General features: G+C 39.9%; 23 protein-coding genes. 1 reads left to right on the forward strand and 22 read right to left on the reverse strand.

Going from position 1 to position 25,857, the window contains the following annotated elements; genetic code table 11:
- Positions 1-238, forward strand: a 238-nt coding sequence (locus BM390_RS11970) for a transposase (protein WP_143103161.1), incomplete at its 5' end; no start/stop codon positions are given.
- 86 nt (positions 239-324) lie between these two features.
- On the opposite strand, the gene dnaI is transcribed toward BM390_RS11970, so the two are convergent.
- The 22 genes from dnaI to BM390_RS12080 form a co-directional block, all read right to left on the reverse strand.
- The gene (gene dnaI / locus BM390_RS11975) at positions 325-1,260 is read right to left on the reverse strand and encodes a primosomal protein DnaI (RefSeq protein WP_062320937.1); all 936 of its coding nucleotides are present in this window, start codon (positions 1,258-1,260) and stop codon (positions 325-327) included.
- A gap of 49 nt (positions 1,261-1,309) precedes the next feature.
- A complete protein-coding gene (locus tag BM390_RS11980; protein ID WP_089855074.1) occupies positions 1,310-2,686 on the reverse strand; it encodes a replication initiation and membrane attachment family protein in 1,377 nt (458 codons plus the stop codon).
- Positions 2,687-2,763: 77 nt separating this feature from the next.
- Complete coding sequence (gene nrdR, locus BM390_RS11985; protein ID WP_062320943.1) at positions 2,764-3,255, reverse strand: transcriptional regulator NrdR; 492 nt, start codon at positions 3,253-3,255, stop codon at positions 2,764-2,766.
- A 52-nt stretch (positions 3,256-3,307) separates the two neighbouring features.
- Positions 3,308-3,685 (reverse strand): hypothetical protein, encoded by a 378-nt coding sequence (locus tag BM390_RS11990; RefSeq protein WP_062320946.1) that lies wholly within the window; start codon positions 3,683-3,685, stop codon positions 3,308-3,310.
- Positions 3,686-3,866: 181 nt separating this feature from the next.
- Positions 3,867-4,244, reverse strand: a complete 378-nt coding sequence (gene speD / locus BM390_RS11995) for an adenosylmethionine decarboxylase (RefSeq protein WP_062320947.1) — start codon at positions 4,242-4,244, stop codon at positions 3,867-3,869.
- A gap of 255 nt (positions 4,245-4,499) precedes the next feature.
- Entirely contained in the window at positions 4,500-5,111 is a 612-nt protein-coding gene (gene coaE, locus BM390_RS12000; protein ID WP_062320949.1) for a dephospho-CoA kinase, read from the reverse strand.
- A gap of 4 nt (positions 5,112-5,115) precedes the next feature.
- A complete protein-coding gene (gene mutM / locus BM390_RS12005) occupies positions 5,116-5,958 on the reverse strand; it encodes a DNA-formamidopyrimidine glycosylase (protein WP_062320952.1) in 843 nt (280 codons plus the stop codon).
- Positions 5,959-5,974: 16 nt separating this feature from the next.
- Complete coding sequence (gene polA / locus BM390_RS12010; protein WP_062320954.1) at positions 5,975-8,605, reverse strand: DNA polymerase I; 2,631 nt, start codon at positions 8,603-8,605, stop codon at positions 5,975-5,977.
- A gap of 171 nt (positions 8,606-8,776) precedes the next feature.
- The gene (gene pnpS / locus BM390_RS12015) at positions 8,777-10,150 is read right to left on the reverse strand and encodes a two-component system histidine kinase PnpS (RefSeq protein WP_089855080.1); all 1,374 of its coding nucleotides are present in this window, start codon (positions 10,148-10,150) and stop codon (positions 8,777-8,779) included.
- Positions 10,147-10,842 (reverse strand): response regulator transcription factor, encoded by a 696-nt coding sequence (locus BM390_RS12020; RefSeq protein ID WP_089855083.1) that lies wholly within the window; start codon positions 10,840-10,842, stop codon positions 10,147-10,149. The genes pnpS and BM390_RS12020 overlap by 4 nt, the downstream gene beginning before the upstream one ends.
- Positions 10,843-11,064: 222 nt before the next feature.
- Positions 11,065-11,625, reverse strand: a complete 561-nt coding sequence (locus BM390_RS12025) for a hypothetical protein (RefSeq protein WP_089855086.1) — start codon at positions 11,623-11,625, stop codon at positions 11,065-11,067.
- A gap of 222 nt (positions 11,626-11,847) precedes the next feature.
- Positions 11,848-13,122: an NADP-dependent isocitrate dehydrogenase gene (gene icd, locus BM390_RS12030; protein ID WP_062320961.1), complete on the reverse strand. Its 1,275-nt coding sequence runs from the start codon at positions 13,120-13,122 to the stop codon at positions 11,848-11,850.
- 41 nt (positions 13,123-13,163) lie between these two features.
- The gene (gene citZ / locus BM390_RS12035; RefSeq protein WP_062320963.1) at positions 13,164-14,279 is read right to left on the reverse strand and encodes a citrate synthase; all 1,116 of its coding nucleotides are present in this window, start codon (positions 14,277-14,279) and stop codon (positions 13,164-13,166) included.
- Between the two features lie 22 nt (positions 14,280-14,301).
- Entirely contained in the window at positions 14,302-14,772 is a 471-nt protein-coding gene (locus tag BM390_RS12040; RefSeq protein WP_062320965.1) for a DUF441 domain-containing protein, read from the reverse strand.
- A gap of 219 nt (positions 14,773-14,991) precedes the next feature.
- A complete protein-coding gene (locus tag BM390_RS12045) occupies positions 14,992-15,387 on the reverse strand; it encodes an FxsA family protein (protein ID WP_062320967.1) in 396 nt (131 codons plus the stop codon).
- Positions 15,388-15,566: 179 nt separating this feature from the next.
- On the reverse strand, positions 15,567-17,330 hold the full coding sequence (pyk, locus tag BM390_RS12050) for a pyruvate kinase (protein ID WP_062320970.1): 1,764 nt from the start codon (positions 17,328-17,330) through the stop codon (positions 15,567-15,569).
- A gap of 50 nt (positions 17,331-17,380) precedes the next feature.
- On the reverse strand, positions 17,381-18,340 hold the full coding sequence (gene pfkA, locus BM390_RS12055; protein ID WP_062320972.1) for a 6-phosphofructokinase: 960 nt from the start codon (positions 18,338-18,340) through the stop codon (positions 17,381-17,383).
- Between the two features lie 209 nt (positions 18,341-18,549).
- Positions 18,550-19,503, reverse strand: coding sequence for an acetyl-CoA carboxylase carboxyltransferase subunit alpha (locus BM390_RS12060; RefSeq protein WP_089855089.1), 954 nt, complete (start codon positions 19,501-19,503; stop codon positions 18,550-18,552).
- Between the two features lie 2 nt (positions 19,504-19,505).
- Positions 19,506-20,366, reverse strand: a complete 861-nt coding sequence (gene accD, locus BM390_RS12065) for an acetyl-CoA carboxylase, carboxyltransferase subunit beta (RefSeq protein WP_089855092.1) — start codon at positions 20,364-20,366, stop codon at positions 19,506-19,508.
- A gap of 14 nt (positions 20,367-20,380) precedes the next feature.
- A complete protein-coding gene (locus BM390_RS12070; protein WP_089855118.1) occupies positions 20,381-20,962 on the reverse strand; it encodes a FadR/GntR family transcriptional regulator in 582 nt (193 codons plus the stop codon).
- The gene (locus BM390_RS12075) at positions 20,949-22,142 is read right to left on the reverse strand and encodes an NAD(P)-dependent malic enzyme (RefSeq protein WP_089855095.1); all 1,194 of its coding nucleotides are present in this window, start codon (positions 22,140-22,142) and stop codon (positions 20,949-20,951) included. The genes BM390_RS12070 and BM390_RS12075 overlap by 14 nt, the downstream gene beginning before the upstream one ends.
- Before the next feature lie 194 nt (positions 22,143-22,336).
- Complete coding sequence (locus tag BM390_RS12080; RefSeq protein WP_177220723.1) at positions 22,337-25,624, reverse strand: DNA polymerase III subunit alpha; 3,288 nt, start codon at positions 25,622-25,624, stop codon at positions 22,337-22,339.
- Positions 25,625-25,857: the final 233 nt, after the last annotated feature.

The raw sequence follows: 25,857 nt of genomic DNA on the forward strand, positions 1-25,857 counted from the left end.
TCGGAAATATTCAGCTCCTGCTCGTGGTTCACAGGCATGGAAAACTATTGCTAAACGTCGCAGTTCTGTCGAAAGAGTAAATGGCTATCTTAAGGAGTTTTTCCAGCTTAATAATGTTCGTTACCGTACAGGAAAACGTGCAAAAGCTCACTTTGATTTAGTAACGCTTATTTATAATGCATCAAAACTAGCATCAGATCGTTTAGGCTCATTCCTAAAGCAATATCAAATAGCATAAAAAATTTTTAAGACAAATATTGAAATTCTGGTCGTGTTTGATTTTTTAAAAAGAGCAATTATGAAATTGATTCAGGTGAAAAACATTTAACTTTCCCGTCGATTATTCGCATGGATTAAAATAGGCGTACTCACTTGTTTAATTCGTTCAATAATCCGACCGGCTTTTAACTCTTCAATGTCACCACGTGATGTTTGTGCTAAATGTGACTCCAATTGCGTTAAATTATAGTTTGAACTAAAGAAAACAGGTAGTCGTTCCATCATCCGGTACTGAAGAATGGAGCCGAGCACTTCATCTCTAAACCAACTAGAAAGTGATTCTGCCCCAATATCATCAATCATTAGTACTGGCACCTGTTTAAACGTTTCGATTTTTTCAGACGTTGAATCGTCTTTAAACGATGACTTTATCTCTCTGACGAACTCAGGCATATAAATTAACATCGTTTCAATCCCACGATCAGCAAATTCATTCGCAAGAGCGCCTAAAAAATATGTTTTACCTACACCAAAAGGACCATGGAAGTAAAACCCGCGTTCGGGTAGCCCCTCATCGATTTGATGCACGTACTTAAGTAAGGATTTGATTGCCTCGTGACGGTCAGCATTTTGGCTATCAATCGATTCAATCCGCGCAGCTAAAATGTCTTTTGGCATATACAAACTTTTAATTTTAGCTTGCCGACGCTTTTGTTCTTCTTCAATCCGCGTATATTTACACTTTTCATAGGTGAGGTGGAACGTGTCACCTTCTACATTTAGAATCGGTTTATACCCTGGTAAAACATTATTAACACAGCCATGATCCGAACAATTGTCACAATCTCTATTTTGTGAATAGTATTCATATAATGTCATTAATTGCCGGTCAATCGCCTTGTCATCAATGGCCTCGTTTGCTTCAATGACAGCTTTTATCTCGGGATCTTGTAAGATTTCGCGTTTCATTTTTTGATATGTTTCTTGGAAGGATTGATTCTTTTTCATCCACTTTTTCAACGAAACATTAATCGGTTCCATCGTGTCACCACCTCAATTTCATTTACCTACAGATTTTTTAAATCATGATTTACTGCTTCTTTTTCTTTGCTTGAAATGATTTTAACAGCGCATCAATTTCTTGACCATCATCTGATGCTGGTTGGTCAGTGCCTGATGGTTGTTGATTCGTCTTATTAGGTTCAGTCTTTTGTTTTTTAAACCATTCCGGCACGACAGCCTCACGGCCGGATCTTTTCCTCGGATAACTCTTTTTAAAATCTTTTGATTGATACTTCGTATGTTCTTCTTTTGCGAGCGCCATCGCTTGGGTGACTGTTTTAATTTGTTTTCTCGCCCAATGGCTCGCAATCTTTTCCATATAGGCACGTGATAACTTCATATCTGATTTTAACATAACGTAGTGAATCAAAACATTCATCACTCCTGGTGAGAGTGCTTGTTTTTCCATAATATCCGCGATCATTTTGATGTCTTGCGTGGATGCAGCAGCTTCACCTGATAAGTCTTCAATTAATTCTTTAGGACTGAGTGTCTCCATTTGTTCAATAAACCGTGCTTTTTTTGATTGAGGCGCAGTCGTTGGCGAATCATCTACTTCACTTTTTTTCAATCGCTCGCGTTGGGTAATAACTTGTTGTTTCGATGGTTGGACATCAATCGCATCTAAACACGCTTCTTTAAAGGCTTCTTTATCAAGACGATGCTCAGAATCAATCGACCACTGTAATAACTTATCCACTTCAGAGTTAGATAAATTATAAAGCACTGCCATCTGATTAATAAAGCGTTGATTATCTCTGGATAAAATCACGTCATCATTCAGCATACGCGACTGTAAATTTTGACTCAACCAATCAAAATCAATGACGGTATCAGTAATCCAGTCTTGTCTTTTCGGTTGATGTTTAATTTTAGCCGTCTCTTCCGTTTGATCCATTTCGATATCAACAGGTTGATGTAAAAACACATCAGAAAAGGTATGTGTAATAGGTTCACCTGAGGGCGTAAAGGCTGTTCGTTCGAGTATTTTTGATTTTAATGACTGAAATTTTTGCTTACCAATTTGATGATACAACATTTGACTCAAAACATCATCACTCATAAACCCAACGGGGGTCATTGGTGATTTCAAATGAAAATCATAGAGCGTTTGTTGATCATCTTCATAACGATAGGTTTCCAGTAAGCCAATCGCTTCAATTTTCGTACGTGCGTCGTAAATAGTTGTCAGCGATTGATTTAATAATTGCATCAGATAGTGATGCGAATGTCGATCGTGGAAAGCAATTTGATGATAGAGCGTCATATATAAACTGAGTGCTTCAATACCAATGATAGGCTGATACAACTGATACAACGCTTGATACTGTTCATCCGATAAGTCAAACATTTTTGTCGTCCGGTAGCCATCAGCGGGCAACACTTTTCCAATTGAATGATGCATCGCGCTCTTCCTTTCTTTGTTTAAATGAAAAATGAGCCGAGCGGCTCATTTAATGTTAAATGATGTATCGCCAAACCTTATTTGTCATCAGACGCTGGGTTGGCCACACCTTTTTTATCTTCATGAATTAATTCTTTAAGCTCATCCAAAAAAACATTAATATCTTTAAATTGTCGATACACAGAGGCAAACCGCACATAAGCAACTTCATCGATCTGACTGAGTCCTTCCATCACGAGTTCACCAATATCATTACTGTCTACTTCTGATTGTCCACGACTTCTTAACGAGCGTTCAACATTAAGTGCTAAGTCTTCCAATTGTTCCAAAGCTACCGGGCGTTTCTCACAGGCTTTCATAAGTCCCCGCACCAATTTTTCACGACTAAAAGTTTCACGGACACCTTCTTTTTTAACAACGATTAAAGGCATCTCTTCAATTCGTTCAAAGGTCGTAAATCGATGCGCACAAGCTTCGCATTCGCGTCGACGTCTAATCGCTTGATTATCTTCAATTGGTCGTGAATCTAATACCCGTGTATGTTTGTCATGGCAGTTAGGACACCGCATCGTTTAACAACCTCCTTCTAAAGATCTCTTATTTTTCTTGATTATAGTTTAATCAGTCAACGAGTTCCATTTCTTGTTTCAAATCATCATAAAGTTTCGTAATCAAATTATGGCTAAAACCTAAATCAAACAGGCCACCTTCAGTCGTCACTGAAAAATCTACCGATGTACGGAATGGCTTTACCATAATAATGGTCGCCACAACAAAGGCACGACGTTTCCCTTTATAATTGACCGTAATTTCTCCACGTTCTTGTGAAGATGCTTTAACTTCACAATTTGGATTCTTTTTAAAATACGCCATAACCGCGTCAAAGCCACGGTCTTTCGTTGTTTTAAAATACTTGCTTTCTAACTTTTTATCCCAATGTTTTTCAGCTGTTTCGGAATGGTTGTTAAAATACTTATTAAACGTTTCTTTAAATCCCATATTTACACCTCATCATTTACTTTTTCTTATCTTCTTATACATATGTCTTTTATTTTAACATGTTTAGCATGAGAAAACGATAACAATGTTTGTATTTCCATGTTCTTTACACAAAACAACAGAAAAGTTTGTCAAGATGCAAAAACTCCTCTCAGTAATCACATACTAAGAGGAGTGGCTATTAAAGTGCTTCTGATTTCGGTACGCGGATTGGTCCAAGACCTCTTGGTACTTCTACACGTTCTAAACGTTTTGATTCTAAGCTTTCAGCGATATAATCACAAGCGACGTTCGGGTCAATAATATCCCCACACGTATAGACATCGATACTTGCATATCCGTGTTCTGGGAAACTGTGGATCGTTAAATGTGATTCAGATATAATGACCACACCACTGACACCTTGCGGGGCAAATTTATGAAACGCCACTTCGCGAATCTCCGCACCTGATTTAAGTGCCGCATCAACAAAGATTTGTTCAATCTTTCCCATATCATTTAAAATATCAATATTACAATCCCACATTTCAGCAATAACGTGTCTTCCCATTGTGTCCATTATAAACACTCCCCCTATTTCTTTTTTGTAAAATGTAAGCCTAATTGCCACGGGGGAAAGTTAGTCCAAAGAGGTCCTAACCCTTTAAGCAATCAACTGCACATTTTCATATTGTTGTACATCATATCAAAATGCACGCGCAGGAAAAGTATATATCGAAACGTGTCATTACGCAACTGTTTTTTTGAAAATTATTTATTAATTTTTCGCACAGGCTGCTACTTACTGACACTTAGCTTCCCACCTGTTATTCGTTCACTGATTTTCCCCACACGACATATAGTTATCGTACAACGCGTCACATTGTAGATAAGTCTCTTCCACTGAACGATTGTTGTCAATGACATCGGTTGCTAATTGTTTTTTCTTCTCAATTGACCCCTGGGCTTTTATTCGTTTTTTTGCCTCTTGTTCTGAGAGATCATTTCTTTTCATTAATCGCTGGAGTTGCTTGGCTTGAGTTGTATAAACGACAAGCACACGGTCGACTAAATCTGTTAAGTCACCTTCAAACAGTAACGGAATATCTAAGATAATGATGGGCTCACCTTGCTCAATATAGTGATCACGTCGCGTGATGATTTCTTCAATAATAGCTGGGTGCATTAAGTTATCGAGTGTTTGCCTCAATGTCTCATCATTAAAAATCAGCTGCGAAAGCAAGGCGCGGTCAAGCGAGCCATCTTTTTGTATAATCATCTCACCAAATGTCTCTTTCAGACGGCTAAGCATGGGACGTCCAGGTTCAACAATCTCACGCGCAATCTGATCGGCATCAATCACAGGGACTTGTTTTATTTTAAACCAATCGACGACGGTACTTTTTCCGGTCGCAATACTGCCTGTTAGACCTATTACACAAGACATATGTTCACTCCTCCGGCTGTTTGATTACTTGGCATATCGGGCAGTAATGCGTCCCACGTCCGGATACCTTTGTTTTTTCAATCGGCGTGTCACAAACCGGACAAGGCTTTTCTGTTTGTCCATAGACATTCAGCGTTTGTTGAAACATACCCATATTGCCATCGGCACTCGTATAACTTCTAATGGTTGTCCCGCCTTGTTCAACCGCTTCATTTATGACTGCTTGCGCTTCTATTAAGATTAGCTCAACATCTTCACGACTTAACGCCTGCCCCTTTGTCATCGGATGAATGCTTGAGCGAAACAGTGTTTCATCTACATAAATATTACCTAAACCGGCAAGTAATTGTTGATCAAGTAAAATATTTTTAATCGCGCGGGTTGACTTGGTGATTTTAGGATACAAAGTATCGACCTCGACTTGGTCTAAATATAAGTCGACCCCTACTTGTTTCATCGGTAACTGTTCAAGTGCTTCACCTTTACGGAAGACATGCATCGTACCAAATTTACGTACATCGTTATAGTGTAAGCTCGTCCCATCAGTAAAGGTGAAAATCACATGGGTATGTTTATTCTCCGGATCGTTATCGGGACGCGTGGCAAACTTTCCTTCCATTCGTAAGTGAGACACCATTTCAACATCATCTAAGATAAATAATAAGAATTTCCCACGACGTTTAATATCACGAATTGTTTGCCCTTTTAGCATCATTTCAAATGCGTGAACATCATCTGGTTTTTTAATCATTTTAGCGAAGCGAACATCAACGGATTCAATCGTTTTATCCGTGATTAACGTCTTTAACGTTCGCCTTACCGTTTCAACTTCTGGTAACTCTGGCATTGATCATTCTCCGTTCTTATTTTGCATCATACCATGTTGGTCCATGCGCATAATCGACTTTGAGTGGCACTAATAATTCGACTGTCTGTTCCATGACCTCTGGTACAATTTTTTTCAATCGCGCTATTTCTTCTTTTGGTGCTTCTAAAATTAGCTCATCATGTACTTGCAGCAATACATTTGCACGTAAATCTTCTGATTTTAAACGTGCGGCCAAGTCAATCATGGCCTTCTTAATTATATCAGCAGCACTTCCTTGAATCGGTGTATTCATAGCGGTACGTTCAGCAAAACTGCGCTGGTTAAAGTTACGACTCGTAATATCCGGTAAATAGCGACGACGATGCATAAGCGTCGTCACATAACCTTGTTGTTTGGCTTCTTTTACAATCTCATCCATATATTCTTTCACACCAGGATAACTTTCAAAATAACGATCAATAAAAGCTTGGGCTTCTTTACGGGTAATGCCTAAGTTTTGTGATAGGCCGTAATCACTAATACCGTAGACAATACCAAAATTGACCGCTTTTGCTTGGCGGCGCATTAAACTATCCACCGCGTCTTCTTCGACATGAAAGACGTCCATCGCCGTTTGGGTATGAATGTCGCGGTCATCTTTAAAGGCTTGAATTAATTTCTCATCCCCCGCAATATGCGCAAGGACGCGTAACTCAATTTGCGAGTAATCACACGCGAATATTTCCCAATCCTTCTCACTTGGAACGAAGGCTTGACGAATTTTTCTACCTTCTTCTAATCTGATCGGAATATTTTGCAAGTTAGGGTCTGTCGATGATAGACGGCCTGTTTGGGTTAAAGCTTGGTTAAAGCGCGTATGCACTTTGCCGTCCTCATGAATAACTTTAAGCAATCCTTCTAAATAAGTTGATTGCAGCTTCTGAAGCTGACGATACAGTAATATATCTTCAATGATTGGATGTTTTGTTTTTAGCTGTTCCAACACATCCGCTGCGGTTGAATAGCCTGTTTTTGTCTTCTTGACCACAGGTAGTTCTAGTTTTTCAAATAAAACGACACCGAGCTGTTTGGGTGAATTTAAGTTAAATGATTCACCCGCTGTTTCATAAATGTTTTGTTCAAGGGTCTGAATCCGTTCAGCCAAGTCTTTCTGCATCGTTTGTAACTTCTCCCTGTCAACCATCACTCCGAGCTGTTCCATATCGGCTAATATGTGACTTAATGGCAGTTCAAGCGTTTCTAATAAATCCATTTGTTCATTTGTCACGAGGCCTTCTTCAATCGTTGATTTAAGCGCATAAACGACGTGGGCTTTCCTAACAATGTGATCGCGTAGCGCGTCTTCGTTAGGAACGGCGAGTTTTTTCCCTTTACCGTAAACATCATCGTCTTCCCTTACCCCAATCGAATCATAACGCGCCGCAATCGACGGAATATCATGATTATTTTCAGATGGATTTACTAAATAAGACCCTAACAACAAATCAAAGACAATGCCTTTAACGTCAATACCTAAACGTTTAAACGTGACTAATACTTTTTTTGCATCGAACGTATATTTTTTCATCGACGCATCTTTAAGATACGCATGAAAAGCGGTATCTTGTTCAACAACGTCCTTACTTAAAAAATAATGGTGGTCTTGATTACTCATACCTATACCGAGTATATCATCCGTATGATATTGTTCTGTTAGATAATCAACTACTAAGCTCTCTTCTCCCGTTAGGTTAAGTGTACTAAAATCATCAACGACTTCGACTGTCATATCTTTTAATGTTTCTGTTTCTTCGATTTGATCGGAATCAATCATTGACATCAGCGATTTAAACTCGAGTTGTTTAAATAAATCGCGCAGTTGTTTCATATCATAACCAGTATACGTCGTGTTTTCTAGTTTAACCTCTATCGGCGACTCACAATTAATCGTCGCCAGTTCATAAGACATAAACGCATCTTCTTTATGTGTGGCTAACTTTTCTTTTAATTTCTTACCACTGACATCATCAAGTGCGTCATATACTTTTGTTAAGGTCTCAAATTGCTTTAATAATTTAATGGCTGTTTTTTCACCAACACCAGGAACGCCTGGTATATTATCTGAAGCGTCTCCCATCAATGCTTTCATATCGACAATCTGCGCTGGTGTTATTTCTAATTTTTCGTAAAGATAGTTTGGTGTATAGCTCTCTGTCTCACTGATCCCTTTTTTCGTTAAGTGCACGGAGGTTTTCTCTGATACGAGTTGTAACATATCTTTATCACCCGTGATCACAGCTACATCGAAGCCTTTATCTTCTGCTTGTTTTGATAATGTGCCGATAATATCATCTGCTTCATAATTCTCTAACTCATAATGCGTAAGCTTAAAGGCATCAAGCAACTCACGGGTCATATTGAATTGTTCGGATAATTCAGGGGGTGTTTTTTGTCTACCCCCTTTATATTCTTTATACGTTTCGTGACGGAAGGTCGTTTTACCCGCATCAAAGGCAACTAAGGCATGCGTAGGCGCTTCTCGCTCCAAAATGGTTAACAACATCTTCGTAAAACCAAAGACGGCATTAGTATGCACCCCTTGCTTATTTGAAAGTAATGGCAAAGCGAAAAATGCCCGGTACAAGACACTGTTCCCATCAATCAAGACTAATTTTTTATCTGACATTCATGTCAACTCCTCATCTTCAATATGTCTAATTCTATTTATTATGCCCTATACTGGCGGTGACGATTAACTTTCATTGGCAATCATTGATTGAAACTACTCTTATCTTATCATGTTTTGATCATTTTCAAAAATAATACTCTCTTTATAGACAGCAAAAAGAACAGACACTTATGCCTGTTCTTTCGGTAACATAATCGTAAATGTAGAGCCTTCATCAACCACACTATCAACAAAAATCTGACCATGGTGAGCTTCAACAATATGCTTCGTGATCGATAAACCTAATCCCGTCCCCCCGGTATTTCGACTTCTTGCTTTATCGACGCGATAAAAACGTTCAAAAATACGCGGTAACACTTCTGGCTCAATGCCAATACCGTTATCTATCACTTGAATTTTAATATAACCCGACGATTCAAAAGCAGAAACCGTTACCTTTCCATCGCTGGGTGTATAGTTAATAGCGTTGTAAATGAGGTTTAGTACGACCTGCTTTAATCGGTCATAGTCTGCTGATAACATGAGCCCATGGTCACCTTCTATCATCAAGGTGATGCTTTTTTCTTTTGCTTGTACCTTTGCCATTTCAACGGATTCTTTAATTAAAGCATCCACACTAATCGTCTGGTAGTTCAAATGAAAATCGGCTTTTTCTAATTTAGATAAATCAAGTAGGTCCTGTATGAGCAATTGTAATCGGTGGCTCTCTTTATGAATAATCGAGAGAAAACGTTGTTCGAGTTGTGGGTCTAATTCATCTTCTAGCATCGTTTCAGCAAAACCTTTAATCGACGTGATGGGTGTTCTTAGTTCATGCGAAACATTGGCTACGAAGTCTTTTCGCATTTGTTCTAAGCGTTTAAATTCTGTCACATCATGAAAAACAAGGACAGCCCCGCGCAAGTCGTGTTTCTGGTTAAAGTAAGGCGCGCCAATCACTTCTAAATGGTACGTCGTTAAATCTTTAGTGAGGGTCATTTCATTTTTAATGGGTTGTTCATATAAAAAGACTTCTTGAACCGTTTCGTGGATTTGATTTTGGGTGAGGACCTCGTAGTATAATGACTCGGTATAGCGGTCCCTTGTTAAACCAAACAAATCAACAAAGCGTTTATTGACTAAATGCACATACCCTTGTTGGTCAATCAGCATCACCCCGCTGGCCATATTTTCAATGACACTATTTAGTTGACGGGCATGCATTTTTTCTTGACGATTCAAATCTTGTAAATGACGGGCGAGTTCATTAATAGCCCCTTGAAGTCGTCCTGTATCCGCATGAAAATCTTCGTGCACTCTGACTTTATAATTACCACTCACGAGTGACTCAATCGTATCGATGAGATGTTTTACGGGGCGTACATAATTTTTGTACACTTGATAAAATAATAAGATAATCGCAAAATAAGCACCTGTTAATAAAAAGAAGACAATGTATTGCGAACTACCTGAGACAAGCGGGACGATCGTAAACACAAGCGTGAAAAACAACAGACTAACCGACAGGACTTGAATAAAAAACAGCCGCCGATTAGGTGTCATATCTTCGGCTCCTCCATCTTATAACCAAGCCCGCGGATTGTTTTGATATAAATCGGTTGTTTCGTATCAGGTTCGATTTTTTCTCGTAAATGACTAACATGAACATCAACAATCCGGGTATCACCCGCAAAATCGTAGTTCCATACTGCGGTCAGTAATTGATCACGTGAGAGCACTTTCCCTTTGTGTTTAGCTAAATAAAACAGTAGTTCGAACTCTTTTCTAGTGAAAGTTAAAGCTTCACCGCTAAGGGTCGCTTCGTATTGCTCTGGGTAAATCGTTAAATCACCAATAGCTAAGTGCAGCGCCTCTTCTTCTTTCGGCTTATTAGTCCGACGCAAAATGGCTTTAATCCGCGCCACCACTTCTTTTGGGCTAAACGGTTTGGTTAAATAATCGTCCGCTCCAAGTTCCAAGCCTAAGATTTTATCAAACTCATCATCTTTCGCCGTCAGCATCAAGATGGGGCTATCTACTTTTTCTTGACGCAATGCTTTGGTGACATCGGTCCCTTCCATTCCTGGTAACATTAAATCAAGAACAATTAATGCATAGTCATGTTTAATCGCCTTAGCTAGTGCCTCTGTACCTGAATAAGCGACATCGGTACTAAAGCCCGCTTTCTCTATATGGTATTGTAATAAGGTGACAATCGATTCTTCATCATCGACAATTAAGATTTTTTTACCCAACCTTTATACCCCCTTCATGTTTCGTTCATATTTATCATAGCCGTTTTATTCGATAATTGAAAGTCAGACTATTAAAACTATACGTAAAATTTCCTTTACAAAGTAAAGTTTTTGTAAAGATTACTTTTCGTGATGAAGATAAGATCCACGCGAACAGGTGAAGAAAAAACGTAAGAGTAAAAAAATAAAAGCCACAGTAATGTACTGCGACTTCGGTTGAAGTTATTGTTTTAAGAATTCTTGTTCTTTATGTGTTTTTAACACGTGTAACATCGATTGATACGCCGTAGTTTTTAGTTCATCTGTCACATCTTCGTATGATTCTGATATAGCCCATGACTTCGTTTCATCTTCTAAGACGGCAAAACCTTCAATGTAAGCTTGATTATCGGCTTCTGGGACGTCGCTATATAAGAGATTTTCTAGATAGAATGGCATCACTTCTTTTTTTGGATCAACAAAAAAGTTAGGAACACCATTCTCGCTAAGTATTTGACTATACTTATCTTCAGATAACACATCAAAGTGTTCCTTTGTGAAAAGATACGCATCAACATTGCTACCAGTGAGGTCACTAAACGTCACTGTTTCAAACGTCACGTCCGCTTCTTCAAGATCAAAGTCAGGTAAGCTATTATCTGACAAAACACCAATCGTTAAAGGTACACCCTGATAACTTAATGTAACTTTTGCGTTACCTTCTGAACCGTTACTTAATACCGCAAACGATGTGATGCCAATGAATACGATCATCGCCATAATCCCTATCCATTTTTTCTTCATTCTATGGCCTCCTAGATATATGGTTGCTTTTTTATCTTATCACTTATATTATAACTCATTAACACATAAATAACAAAAAAAGGTTATTTTATAACCTAGATTTCATCGGCGTTTACCAACACAGTGTCAACAACCTATTGAAGTCATAAAAGTAATCGATTATTCTTTAGAACATAGAAAAACGGATAACGATGTGTTATCGTTATCCGCTTAGCGACGTTATTATTTATTCATGTTAGAAATTAACGCATCCGCAAATTCACTTGTTTTCACTTCAGTTGCCCCGTCCATCAGACGCGCAAAATCATACGTCACGACTTTAGAACCAATCGTGTGATCCATTGCTTTCGTGATTAAGTCAGCTGCTTCATTCCAACCTAAGTGTTCTAGCATCAGGACACCAGAGAGAATAACAGACGATGGATTTACTTTATCTAAACCAGCATATTTAGGTGCTGTTCCGTGTGTCGCTTCAAAAATTGCATGGCCAGTTTCGTAATTAATATTCGCCCCTGGCGCAATACCAATACCACCCACTTGAGCCGCAAGAGCATCTGAAATGTAATCCCCATTTAAGTTCATCGTCGCCACAACATCAAATTCTTTTGGACGTGTGAGAATCTGTTGTAAGAAAATATCGGCAATCGCGTCTTTGACGATAATTTTACCTGCTGCCTCAGCTTCTGCTTGCGCTTTGTCAGCTGCCTCTTTTCCTTCTGCTTCAACGATGTTATCATACGTTGCCCACGTGAAGACTTGGTCTTTGAATTCTGTATCAGCTAATTCATAACCCCAGTTTTTAAAGGCCCCTTCTGTGAACTTCATGATATTTCCTTTATGCACGAGGGTCACGCTCTTACGACCTTCTTTAATCGCATAATCAATCGCTGCACGCACAAGACGTTTTGTTCCTTCTTCAGATACTGGTTTCACACCAATACCAGATGTTTCTGGGAAGCGAATATTTGTCACACCCATTTCATTTTGTAAGAAATCAATGACTTTCTTCACCTCATCAGAACCTTTCGCCCACTCAATACCCGCATAAATATCTTCCGTATTTTCACGGAAGATGACCATATCCGTGTCTTCTGGACGTTTAACTGGTGATGGTACGCCATCAAAGTAACGGACTGGACGTAAGCATGTGAATAAATCTAGTTTTTGACGTAAAGCAACGTTTAACGAACGAATCCCGCCACCAATCGGCGTTGTAAGTGGACCTTTAATCGCAATTTTATATTCACGAATAGCATCGAGTGTTGCTTCTGGTAACCACTCACCTGTTTCGTTAAAGGCTTTTTCTCCCGCAAGTACTTCTTTCCAGACGATTGATTTTTCGCCATGATAAGCTTTATTTACAGCTGCCTCAAGTACACGACTGGCTGCATTCCAAATATCAGGACCGGTTCCGTCTCCTTCAATAAATGGAATAATAGCATGGTTGGGTGTAATGACCTTCCCTTGTTCTACGGTAATTTTTTCACCTTGTGTCATTTAGATTTCCTCCTTGAGTTTTGTATATAGGTAAACGTTAATTAACGTTTATTCACGGGTTTAAATGTTTGATTCATCGGACCAACATACTCTGCCCTTGGGCGTATGAGTCGATTATTAGCATATTGTTCAAGCATATGGGCAATCCATCCAGATGTTCGACTCATCGCAAAAATCGGCGTAAATAAGTCATGTGGAACACCTAAAGCGTGATACATCGACGCCGAATAAAAGTCCACATTAGCCGGTAAACCTTTTGTTTCTTTGACATAGCTTTCAATTTTTTCTGACATCTCATACCAATGCGGCATGCCATTTTGTTTGGTAATTTCTTTTGACATGTCTTTTAGGTGTTTGGCCCGTGGGTCACCCTCTTTATACACCCGGTGTCCCATACCCATAATTTTTTCTTTATTCGCGATTTTTTCTTTTACATAAGGAATCGCATTTTCAGCTGTTTCAATCTCCATCAGCATCTTGATGACTTGTTCATTTGCACCGCCGTGTAACGGTCCTTTTAACGCACTAATAGCGGCCGTTAAACCTGAATACAAATCAGATAAGGTCGCAACGCACACACGTGCTGTGAAAGTTGAGGCATTGAGTTCATGGTCAGCATGGAGGACAAGCGCTTTATTAAACGCTTTGCTTTCAAGTGGGTCCACATCTTTCCCGTGTAACATGTACAAGAAGTTCTCAGCGTAGCTTAAGTCTTGTTTCGGTTGAACGAGCGAATCCTTATTTCTTAGCCGATGAAACGTTGTAATAATCATCGCCATTTTCGCTTGTAAAAGAACAGCTCGGTCAAAATTAGCCTCCCGATCTTCATGGTCATGCTCAGAATCATATAGACTCAGCATTGAAACGGCTGTTCGTAGAACATCCATCGGGTGGGCGTTTTCCACATGCATATGTTTTAACTGTTCAATAAACGACGGACTGAGTGTCATCTCATTAAACAACTGGGTTTTAAAATTATGTAACTCTTCGTCATTGGGTAAGTGTTTATGCCATAGTAAATAAACGACTTCTTCAAATGATGCCTGTTCTGCCAGGTCATCAATACTGTAGCCTACATAGCTTAAATTTCCTTCTTCGATTGACGTAATATCTGTTTCTGCCACAATAATACCTTCTAAACCTTTTGATGTTGACATCCCTCTTCCTCCCCTGTTGTATTCAGAATAATTTTATAACGTGATCAACGATGTTCATAATCATATAAGCGATACCAGCACCAATAAGCGGTCCAACAGCTACCCCTTGTAAGAAAACAACCGCCAAGATTGTCCCCATCACTAAAGCTGTCGTTAAATGTGGATCATTCGCAAGTAAATCAAGTCCCCCACGGGCAACAATCGATACGAACAATCCTGCTCCTAGCGCAATCCAACCGTAATAATTTTTAACACTTTCAATCAAATCAGAAAAACCAATTTCGCCTGTCGCAATCGGAATCAATACCGATAAGGTAATAATCGTGACACCGATACTCATGCCACGTTCTTGAATGATTGGAAATAGTTTTGTGTCTAACTTAAATAACTGTATCCCTAAAAGGACATACACGGAAATAATAATTGCTTGGTTTTTGCCAAAGTAACCAAGCAAGAGTAAGATGATTAAAAATAATGTGGATTGATTAAACATAGCTTTTTCAAACCGCTCCCTGTTCACCATTTGTTCTTAATTAGTATCAATCAATAACATAATCAGATACATTCACCGAATAATCTTAACATACATCGCATAAAAAATATAGTCATCTGGTATTAATTTAAGCAAATATAGCGAAATATCAGAATCTTCACCGGCTAAATATTCATTTTTTATACAGTGTATCCAGAGAGTTATTCTCTGGATACACTTTTAAAAACGGCGATAGGTGATGATTTGACCATTCCTCATCATCTGTTCAATTTGGCGCTTCAATAATCTTTTTAATGGTCCTCTAGTAAACGGTAAGAGTAAAGTAAAACCAATCGCATCAGTAATGAAACCAGGCGTCAATAATAACAATCCACCAATGAGTATACAAATCCCATCAAAGATTTGTTCACCCGGCATTTCTCTTTGTTGCATACGTTCATTTGCTTTTTGCAAGGTTTCTGCCCCTTGCTGTTTCGCTAGAACCGCACCAATGAAACCTGTGAACAAAATAAAACCAAACACAGACCACCCACCAATCAATGAACCTGCCCACAAAATAACCGCTAGCTCAAGCGCTGGCATAATCATAATCGTCAGTATAACCCATTTCCACATAGTATCCCCTCACTTATCTATTGAACGTACGTCGCTTACTCTTATTTACTTGATTGCTGCTATTTTTCACTGCCTTTGTTTCATCCTGAGCTCATGCGGAATGAAAGATAAAATTACAGACAAAAAGAAGAGACCGAAGTCTCTTCTTATTATAACAAATCTATCGTTGGTTTGGCGAATTAAAGGATGCTTGCGCGCCCTGCGTAAATATCACCTTTTTTAGCATCAATCGTAATTTCTTTACCTTCTTCGATTACATCCATCGCATTGCTGACGCCAACGATGACAGGAATCGCTAGGTCAAGACCAACAACAGCTGCGTGTGAAGTTAAACCACCTTCAACTGTAATCACACCACTTACTTTTTCAAGTGCTGGCATCATGTCTTTATCAGTCCCTAGAGTGATTAACACATCGCCTACTTTTGCTTTTTCATTGGCTTCTTCTGCGTTTTTCGCAAAAACAGCACGGCCGATCGTTGATCCTTTGCCAATTCCTTGGCCACTTGTTAAGACATCACCAATGATATGAACTTTCATCATGTTTGTTGTACCACGTTCACCAACAGGCACACCAGCAGTGATAATCACACGGTCGCCACGGTGGAATTTGTCCGTTTCAAGACCGCGTTCAATCGCAAGGTCAAGGACTTCATCCGTTGTATAAGCGAATTCACCTGTAATCGCACTTACACCCCATGATAGAGCTAAACGGCGGCTTACTTTTTCGTCAAATGTTACCGCAACGATTGGCGCTTTTGGACGGTATTTAGAAATCATACGCGCTGTTTGGCCACTGTTTGTTGGTGTAAGAATCGCATCAACATCAAGGTTCATCGCTGTATGGTTGACTGATTGACTAATCGCATCTGTCATAGTCATTTCACTTGTTTTAGAACGACGATCTAAAATAGCTTTATGATCAAGAACTGATTCTGTTTTAAGCGCGATACGGTGCATCGTTTGAACAGCTTCTACTGGGTAATCCCCGGCAGCCGTTTCACCAGATAACATGATCGCGTCCGTACCATCAAAGATGGCGTTCGCAACGTCAGATGCTTCTGCACGTGTTGGACGTGGGTTACGTTGCATTGAGTCTAACATTTGTGTTGCTGTAATAACTGGCTTACCAGCATTGTTACATTTTTGAATCATGTCTTTTTGAACAACCGGTACATCTTCAGGTGGGATTTCAACACCTAAGTCACCACGAGCAACCATTAAACCGTCAGCGACTTGAAGGATAGCATCTAAGTTATCGACACCTTCTTGGTTTTCAATTTTAGGAATAATGTGGATGTCTTTTCCACCATTGTTATCTAAGTGCTCACGAATCATTAACACGTCAGATGCACGACGGATAAATGAAGCCGCAACAAAGTCAACGCCTTGTTCAATACCGAAAAGAATATCTTTAGCGTCTTTGTCAGTCATCCCTGGTAAGTTAACACTTACGTTAGGTACGTTCACACCTTTTTTGTTTTTAAGTAAACCTGAGTTTAATGCTTTTGTTTTCAGTTCGTTTTGATCTTTTAGAATCTCAACAACCTCAAGTTCAATTAAACCATCATCAAGCAAGATTTTTGAACCGACGTGAACATCATTGATTAATTCAGGGTAAGTCACCGCAAATTTATCTGTTGTTCCTAAGAAAGATTCATCCATTGTGATGTTGATATGTTGATTTTTAACGATATCCACTTGACCGTCTGTCATCGTACCTGTACGAATTTCTGGTCCTTTTGTATCTAAGAGAATCGCGACTGTTTTACCTAATTTTGCTGCTGCCTCACGGATATTTTTAATACGGGCACCATGCTCTTCAAAGTCACCGTGCGAAAAATTTAAACGGGCAACGTTCATTCCTGCTTCGATTAACTGCTCTAATTTCTCAGTTGATTCTGAAGCCGGTCCAATTGTACATACAATTTTAGTTCTTCTCATTTGATAAATTCCTCCTTGAAATTGTAACAACACATTTATCTATTAAAAAATTAGATAGATATTTCGCTCATTAATTGGTAAAGTGACATGTCCAAGTTATGTGTTTGTTTTAATGCTTCGATAATATCATGATGAACAAGTTGGTTGTTTTGAATACCTACCATACGGCCACCTTGACCTTCTAGTAGTAAATCAACCGCTTTACCAGCTAAACGACTGGCAAGCACACGGTCAGCACCTGTTGGGCGTCCACCACGTTGGATGTGCCCTAACACAGTCACACGTGTTTCAAAGCTTGTCGCTGCTTCAATCTTCTTACCATAATCAAAACCACTACCAACACCTTCAGCAAGGATAATGATACTGTGTTTCTTACCACGCTCTGAGCCGCGTTTTAAGCGATCAACCACATTTTCAAATGGTTCATCTTTCTCAGGGATAAGCACTGATTCGGCACCGTTGGCTAGACCTGCCCATAACGCTAAATCCCCTGCGTCACGACCCATAACTTCGATCACATACGTACGCTCATGTGATGTTGCGGTATCTCTGATCTTATCGACCGCTTCAATAATCGTATTAAGCGCCGTATCAAAACCGATGGTATAATCCGTTCCTGCGATATCATTATCAATGGTACCAGGAATACCGATACACGGGAAACCTTTGGCTGTAAGTTTCGCTGCACCCTGGAATGATCCGTCTCCACCGATAACGATAAGACCTTCAATACCAAATTTCTTTAATTGTTCAATCCCTTTATTCTGCCCTTCATCTGTTTTAAATTCTTCAGAGCGTGCAGAGTAAAGCATCGTACCACCACGTTGAATGATATCACCGACTGAACCTACGTCTAACTGTTCGATTTTACCTTCCATTAGACCTTGGTACCCATTGTAGATACCAAAAACCTCCATGTCATGGTAAATCGCTTTACGAACAACAGCGCGAATGGCCGCGTTCATACCTGGAGCATCGCCCCCACTAGTTAAAACTCCAATTCTTTTCATACTTTCACCTCAATTAGCTTCTTTCTCTTTTAAAACTCACTCATTATAACATATATGATGCATGAATGTAATTCCATCTATGATTATACATGAAAGCGGTCAAAATCTCACCCCTAAATCAAGAGATTTAGGGGTGTTTTTCAAGATTATTTAATATTTTTACGAAGTTTTTAATTTTTTTCATGCGTTTTGCCTGATAGTCTTGTGAATTATTCGGTTATTTCCCCGATTTTTTTATATTTCTCCCACCTTAATTCAGGTAAGGTTGACCGGTCACATTTCACTAAATAATTGAATGATTTTTCTATATACGTATCAAGATAGGCGACTTGCATCTCAAAATCACGATGCGCTCCACCTTTTACTTCTGGTATAATCTCATCAATAATTCCGAGAGCTTTTAAATCTTTGGCTGTGATTTTTAAAGACTTGGCGGCTTCTTCTGCCTTAGTCGCATCTTTCCAAAGAATACTTGCGGCACCTTCTGGAGAGATCACGGAATAAGTGGCGTTTTCTAACATATGCACATGATCAGCAAGACCAATTCCTAAAGCGCCACCACTTCCTCCTTCACCGATGACAATAGCGATAATGGGCACAGTTAAATGCGCCATCTCCATTAAATTACGCGCGATGGCTTCCCCTTGCCCACGCTCTTCGGCACCCTTTCCAGGGTGTGCCCCCTTCGTATCAATAAAGCAAACAATCGGTCGATGAAACTTCTCTGCTAATTTCATCTGACGAATCGCTTTTCTATACCCTTCTGGATGCGGACTGGCAAAGTTACGATAAAGATTTTCTTTTGTATTTTTACCGCGTTGCTGGGCAACAACTGTCACCGGCATATCCTTGTATTTAGCGATACCCGTGATAATGGCTGGATCATCGCGGTATAGTCTATCGCCATGTAACTCAATAAAATCAGTAAATAATCGTTGAATATAATCAAGCGAGGTCGGTCTCTCTGGATGTCTCGCAATCTGAATTCGGTCCCAGATGGATAGATGTTCATATATATCGTGTTCAAGTCGCTTGAGACGTTGCTCCATCGTGTTGATTTCATCATCCAATGTCAAATGATTGTCTTCTGCCATTTTTTTTAATTCATTAATTTTCTCTTTCAATTCAATGATTGGTTTCTCAAAAGCTAGTACTTGCTTCATGACTATGCACGTCCTTTCGGTTGATGTAAATCAAGGACGGTCGTTAACAGTGCTTTTAATTCATGACGATGGACGACTTTGTCCACTTGTCCATGTTCTAGCTGGAATTCGGCTGTTTGAAAATCATCCGGTAATTTCTCGCGAATCGTCTGTTCAATGATGCGTCTTCCCGCAAAACCAATCAAGGCTTTTGGTTCGGCAAAATGATAATCACCAATTGAGGCAAAACTTGCGGTGACACCGCCGGTCGTTGGGTGCGTAAACACATTGATCAGACAGCCGCCACTACGATGAAACCGGTCGACCGCCATCGACGTTTTTGCCATCTGCATTAAACTGATCATACCTTCTTGCATTCTTGCCCCACCTGAGGCGGTAAAGATAATCATCGGTAACTGTGCTACCCGCGCATTTTCTAACGCACGCGCAATCTTCTCACCAACAACCGCACCCATACTCGCCATTCTAAAGAACGGGTCCATGACAACGATCGCTGTTTCATAACCATTAATGGTCCCTTTACCTGTCACAACCGCATCTTTTAAGCCGGTCTTTGCTTGATCTTTTCTTAATTTTTCTTCATACTCTGGGAAGTTTAATGGATTGGTCGTTTCCATCGATGGATCCCATTCGGTAAAGCTCTCTTCATCGAGTAAAGCATGAATCCGCTCATAAGCTGTTAGACGGTGGTGAGTACCACAGTTGGGACACACCTTTAACTGTTGTGACCATTCTTTTTCATAGTAGATCTTTCCGCATGATCCGCACTTTTCTACCAGGCCTTCCGGTATTTCTTGTTTGGCTTTTTCTGTTGGAATTGACGCATACTTTTTCTTTTTATAAAAAATACTTTTAAACTGCATCAATCGTTCCCCCCTTATGTTTCAATCGTCGTTTGAACATGAAACGACTGGAATAAATCTTTCACTGTTCGTATATGTTGTTTATCCTCAATGGATAAATAAAAGGCGTAAAGTAAATACCAAATTTTTTCTAACAATTGATTATCAATCACAGATAGAATTACTTCAAACGTTGCTTTATAGCCGCGTTTTTTCCAATAACCGTAACCGTGGCCCGACCACTTACTTTGAATATAGTCTTCTCCTCGTGTGCGGCCAAGTTCAATAATAACATCTTCAATCATGACAAGGGTATCATCCACATTGTCTTTTGTTTCTCGGTCTTGAAAAATAAAGCCGGCAAGTAATGATAAGGTTTGATACGATTGGTAAGGACGTAAAAACGTCCCCTCCCCTCGTCTCGTTTCAATCAGTCCGAGTAATTCAATCGCTCTTAGGCCTTCACGAATCGTTGACCGACTTAAATTTAACTCTTCGGCCATTTCACGTTCAGACGACAGCTTGTCGCCTGGTTTTAATTGATCAATCTGAATATAATCTTTGATTTTTTCAAGGACATTTTGATACGCTTTCGTATTGACATTAGTCTTGGTCAAGATGCTCACCTTGACTGACTCCACTTTTTATAGCGGCTTCACTCACAGCTTGAGCAACCGCTTCAGCCACTTGTTTATTAAATGGGTCAGGAATCACGTAATCTTCATGTAAGTCAGATTCTGAAATAATCTCAGCAATCGCATGAACAGCCGCCACTTTCATTTCTTCATTGATGTCTGTTGCCCTCACACTGAGGGCGCCTTTAAAAATACCAGGAAAAGCAAGGACGTTATTTACCTGATTTGGATAATCACTGCGCCCTGTTCCAATAACACGGGCACCAGCCTGTTTCGCCCGTTCTGGTGTGATTTCTGGGTCTGGGTTCGCCATCGCAAAGATAATCGGGTCACGCTTCATCGATTCCACCATCGCTTCATCGACTAAATCTTTAAGTGAGACGCCAATAAATACATCGGCATCCTTCATGACCGAGCGCAAGTCACCCGTTTCATTCGACTTATTTGTATAAGCTAATATCGCTTCTTTTTCAGCGTTCATCCCAACTTCTCGCCCTTCGTAGATAGCACCTTTTGAATCACAGAGAATCATATCTTTGACTCCAAAGTAATGGAGTAACTTCACAATCGCAATACCCGCAGCACCAGCACCGTTAATGACCACTTTAATCTCGTCAAAAGACTTATCAACCAGACGTAACGCATTCACTAAGCCAGCTAATGTCACAATAGCGGTCCCGTGTTGATCGTCGTGGAAAACAGGGACATTTAATCGTTCTTTTAGTGTTTGTTCAATATAAAAGCATTCGGGCGCTTTAATATCTTCTAAATTAATGCCACCGAATGTTGGGGCCAGCAACTCTACGGTGCGAATAACTTCATCCGGATCTGTCGTATCTAAACAGATCGGAAAAGCATCGACATCGGCAAAATTCTTAAATAGGACGGCTTTCCCTTCCATGACCGGTAACGACGCTTGTGCGCCAATCGCACCTAGGCCAAGGACCGCTGTCCCATTCGTGACAACGCCAACCATATTTGATTTCATTGTATACTTATAGGCTGCATTCTCGTCACGCTCGATCTCCAGACACGGCTCGGCAACACCCGGTGAATAAGCTAAACTTAAATCATGTTTATCTTTGATTATCACCTTTGACTGAACCGTTAATTTACCTTGGTTATCTTCATGCATCTGTAAAGCTTCTTCTTTTAACGTCATCTGTCATGTCCACCCTTTTTATTTAATTGTACATATCTACTGGTCTGACCACTCTAGAAACTATCTTACACTAAATTAGTACCTAGTGTAAATAACAACCCAATGAATTCCGAAAATATCAAACTTTCTTACGATATACGACAAAAAACCTTTGAGATCATGGCACATTAGACCACGAACTCAAAGGATATTCACTAACTACTGACTGACTTTTGTTTGACATTGTCATCTCCAAACAATCGTTGTAACTGTTTTTTTACCGCATAGTCATTCTCTAAGTAATACTCTGGCTTTAATTTAAACAATTGACGTGTCTCTTTTTGATACAACATAACGGGTGTATCACCTGGATATTTTGTCACGAGTGGTTTTAATGTCTTTAGCACCTGTTGCTCGTTCATATCGACGACTTGTACGAAGTAGGCCATATCTGTTGTTTGTTGTGTCCTCACATCATCAAAGTCAAACGGCTTTACTTCTTCAACAATGCCTTGTTTTTTTCCTTGACGTTCTTCTATTTTCGCACGAATCCAAACAAAATCTCCTTCGACTAACACCTGTTTATACGTACGGAACTGTTCGGGGAAAATCACCATCTCAAATGTCGCGTCTTCATCCGTCAGTTGAATAAAAGCCATTGATTCCCCGCGTTTCGTTCGAATCACGCGCACCTCTTCCACAAATGCCACTGTCTGATAGCCGTGTTTTACCAAGGCCACTTCTGTTAAAAAAGTTAGACTTACGCTCCCGCGTTGCCTGATTTGTTGGCGGTAATGGGCGAGTGGGTGTGTGGAGACATACATGCCGACGAGTGCTTTTTCAAAGCTTAATTTTTCCATTAACGGCATCGGTTCAGCGTCTGGATAGCGCTCTTCCATTTGATAGAACCCATCTAACCAGTCAATATCTCCACGGATATCCCCAAATAGGGTGCCATTTTCAATCGCCGCATCAATGGATTGTAATAAGGCCGCACGTTCAATCTCAAAAATATCAAATGCACCGGCAAGGACAAGGGTTTCAATGTCCTTACGTTTAACTAAGTCGAGTGGTACGCGTAAACAAAAGTCATACAGACTCTGAAACGGTGCTTGGCGTCGCTCTTTGACAATCGCATCAATCACCGGGTAACTTAAGCCTTTAATCGCTTTTAACCCCATCCGAATGCCGGCTTTTTCAGAGGTAAATAGATGCAAGCTTTGATTAATATTAGGTGCCAACATGTTGATCCCGGCGCGCTTTACTTCATGGCTGTACTGCACCATTTTATCGTTCGAGCCGTAAGCATCATTCAGTAAAGCGGTATAAAAGTTTTTCGGGAAGTGCGCTTTTAAATAGGCCAGCTGATAAGAAATCAAGCTATAACTCACCGCATGACTGCGGTTAAAACCGTAGTTAGCGAAGTTTAGAATCCATGAAAAAACTTCGTCAATAATAGCGGCATCATAGCCCTTCTTTAGACAGCCGGCTGTAAACGTCGCTTTGGCTTTTTCAATCGCTGAGCGATTCTTTTTGCTGACCGCCCGGCGTAAGAGATCGGCTTCACCAAAGCTTAAGCCGGCAAATTGATTGGCGACACGCATAATTTGTTCTTGATAAATAAGGACACCATGCGTATCCCGAAGAATCGGTTCTAAATCAGGGTGTAAATAGCTCACTGTTTCTTTCTGTTCTTTTCGCTTAATATACGTGTCAATAAACGCCATCGGACCTGGACGATACAAGGCATTAACAGCGACAATATCTTCAAACCGCGTCGGTTTTAACTTCGTAAGTGTGTCTTGCATCCCTTTTGATTCTAATTGAAAGATCCCGAGGGTGCGGCCTTTTTGTAGTAACCGATACGTCGGTTGATCATCTAACGCTAGCTGATCCATCGTAAAGTCAGGTACAGCTTTTTTTCTAATATCTTTCACGATATGTTCAATAATCGTTAAATTCTTTAACCCGAGAAAGTCAATCTTCAATAAGCCAATTGACTCTAAATCAGTCATGTTGTACTGCGTAAGTAAATGCGCGTCATTATCACGGGTTAGTGGTGTATGCTTTGTCAACCGGTCATGATAAATAACCACACCAGCGGCGTGGGTCGATAAGTTTCTCGGCAAGTCTTCAATCACTCGGGCGATTTTAAAGAATGATTTTAATTCATCTGATTGCTTAATGTAGTCCAGTAAGTCTGGTGACTCTTTCACTGCCCGGGTGATGGTAAGTGACGGATCATGAGGTAACAATTTTAAAATATAATGTAACGTCTCATCCGCTAAGCCGAATACTTTCGCCAGTTCACGTATCGTTGAGCGAACTTTAAAGGTGCCAAACGTGCCAATCTGAGCAACGTGTTCACGACCGTATTTTTGTTTGACGTAATCAATGACTTTATCGCGTCCATAATCAGAAAAGTCGATATCAATATCTGGCATCGTCACCCGCTCCGGGTTAAGAAACCGTTCAAATAATAACTCATAGTGAAGCGGGTCCACTTGCGTAATATCAAGTAAATAACTGACAATCGATCCCGCCGCTGATCCCCGTCCTGGACCTACCATAATTTGTTCTTTTCGGGCATAACGAATAAAATCAGAGACGATTAAGAAGTAGTCACTGTAGCCCATCTTGTTTATGACAGCGAGCTCATACTGCATCCGCTTTGTTGCCTCAGTATTGTCACCGTACTTGTTCTTAAGCGCTTCTTCACATAACTTAGTTAAATAGCGATGTGGCGATGTATTTTCAGGGAGTGGAAATTTAGGTAACAACCGTTCCTTTGGTGGCATGACGACATCACAATCAGCCACAAAACGTCTCGTTCGTTCTAGCAAGGCTTTCGGGATACGCGAGGTCTGTTCATCTTCTGTTAAAAAGTGATGGCCTTCATCTTCCCCTTCATTCTGTTTCTTTTTATCCATCTGTCGTAAACAGCGATAAGCTTCTTTGTCAGCTGGACGTAAATACGTGACATCTGACAGCCAGACAGTCCGGTCATACCCTATTAATATTTCATTGTCAATATCACTAAGCGCTAAGCCCACATGCGTATCAACAGGCCAGTCACTTAAAAACTTATTTATTTCATCCGCTTCTAACTGAGATTTACCATAGATACGTCTAATGACAGAAAGAGGGACAATCACTTTAATATCGCCTTGATAGGCTTGTAACGTGTGACGTGTGACGGGCTCTTCGCCTGTTTCAACCGCTGAACTTAATGAAAGTAACGCTTGATAGCCATGATAGTTTTTACTATAGACCATCACCTCCTCATCACGTTCATCTATCTGTATGGAAAGTGATAGGCCAATGACAGGTTTTATCTGATGTGTCTGACACAATTGATAAAACTGATAGGCACCGTAGAGCACATTATCGTCAGTTAATACGAGCGTATCTAATTGATGCTCTTTTGCGAAGGCTAGATAGTCATTTAATTTGATGGTACTCTTCATAAAACTATAGCCACTTCTGACGCGTAAATGGGTCACTTTTTCTTCACCTCCACAAAACATATGTTCTACTTTTCATTTTAGCGCAAAAGCTATTTTCAAGCAACGTTTGATGCTTTCTCTTTTCTTTGCTTATCTTTCTAGTGTATCATATTTTCCTTTTCATCCGCTCGTCTGAGATAAAAAGCAAGTGAGAAAAGCAGCATTTAAAAAACCCATCCCTCACAGTGTATTAAATTTATCTTTTTTTAAACAAAACGAAAAAACGATTA

This window comes from Halolactibacillus miurensis (assembly GCF_900116255.1).
Classification (GTDB): Bacteria; Bacillota; Bacilli; order Bacillales; family Amphibacillaceae; genus Halolactibacillus; species Halolactibacillus miurensis.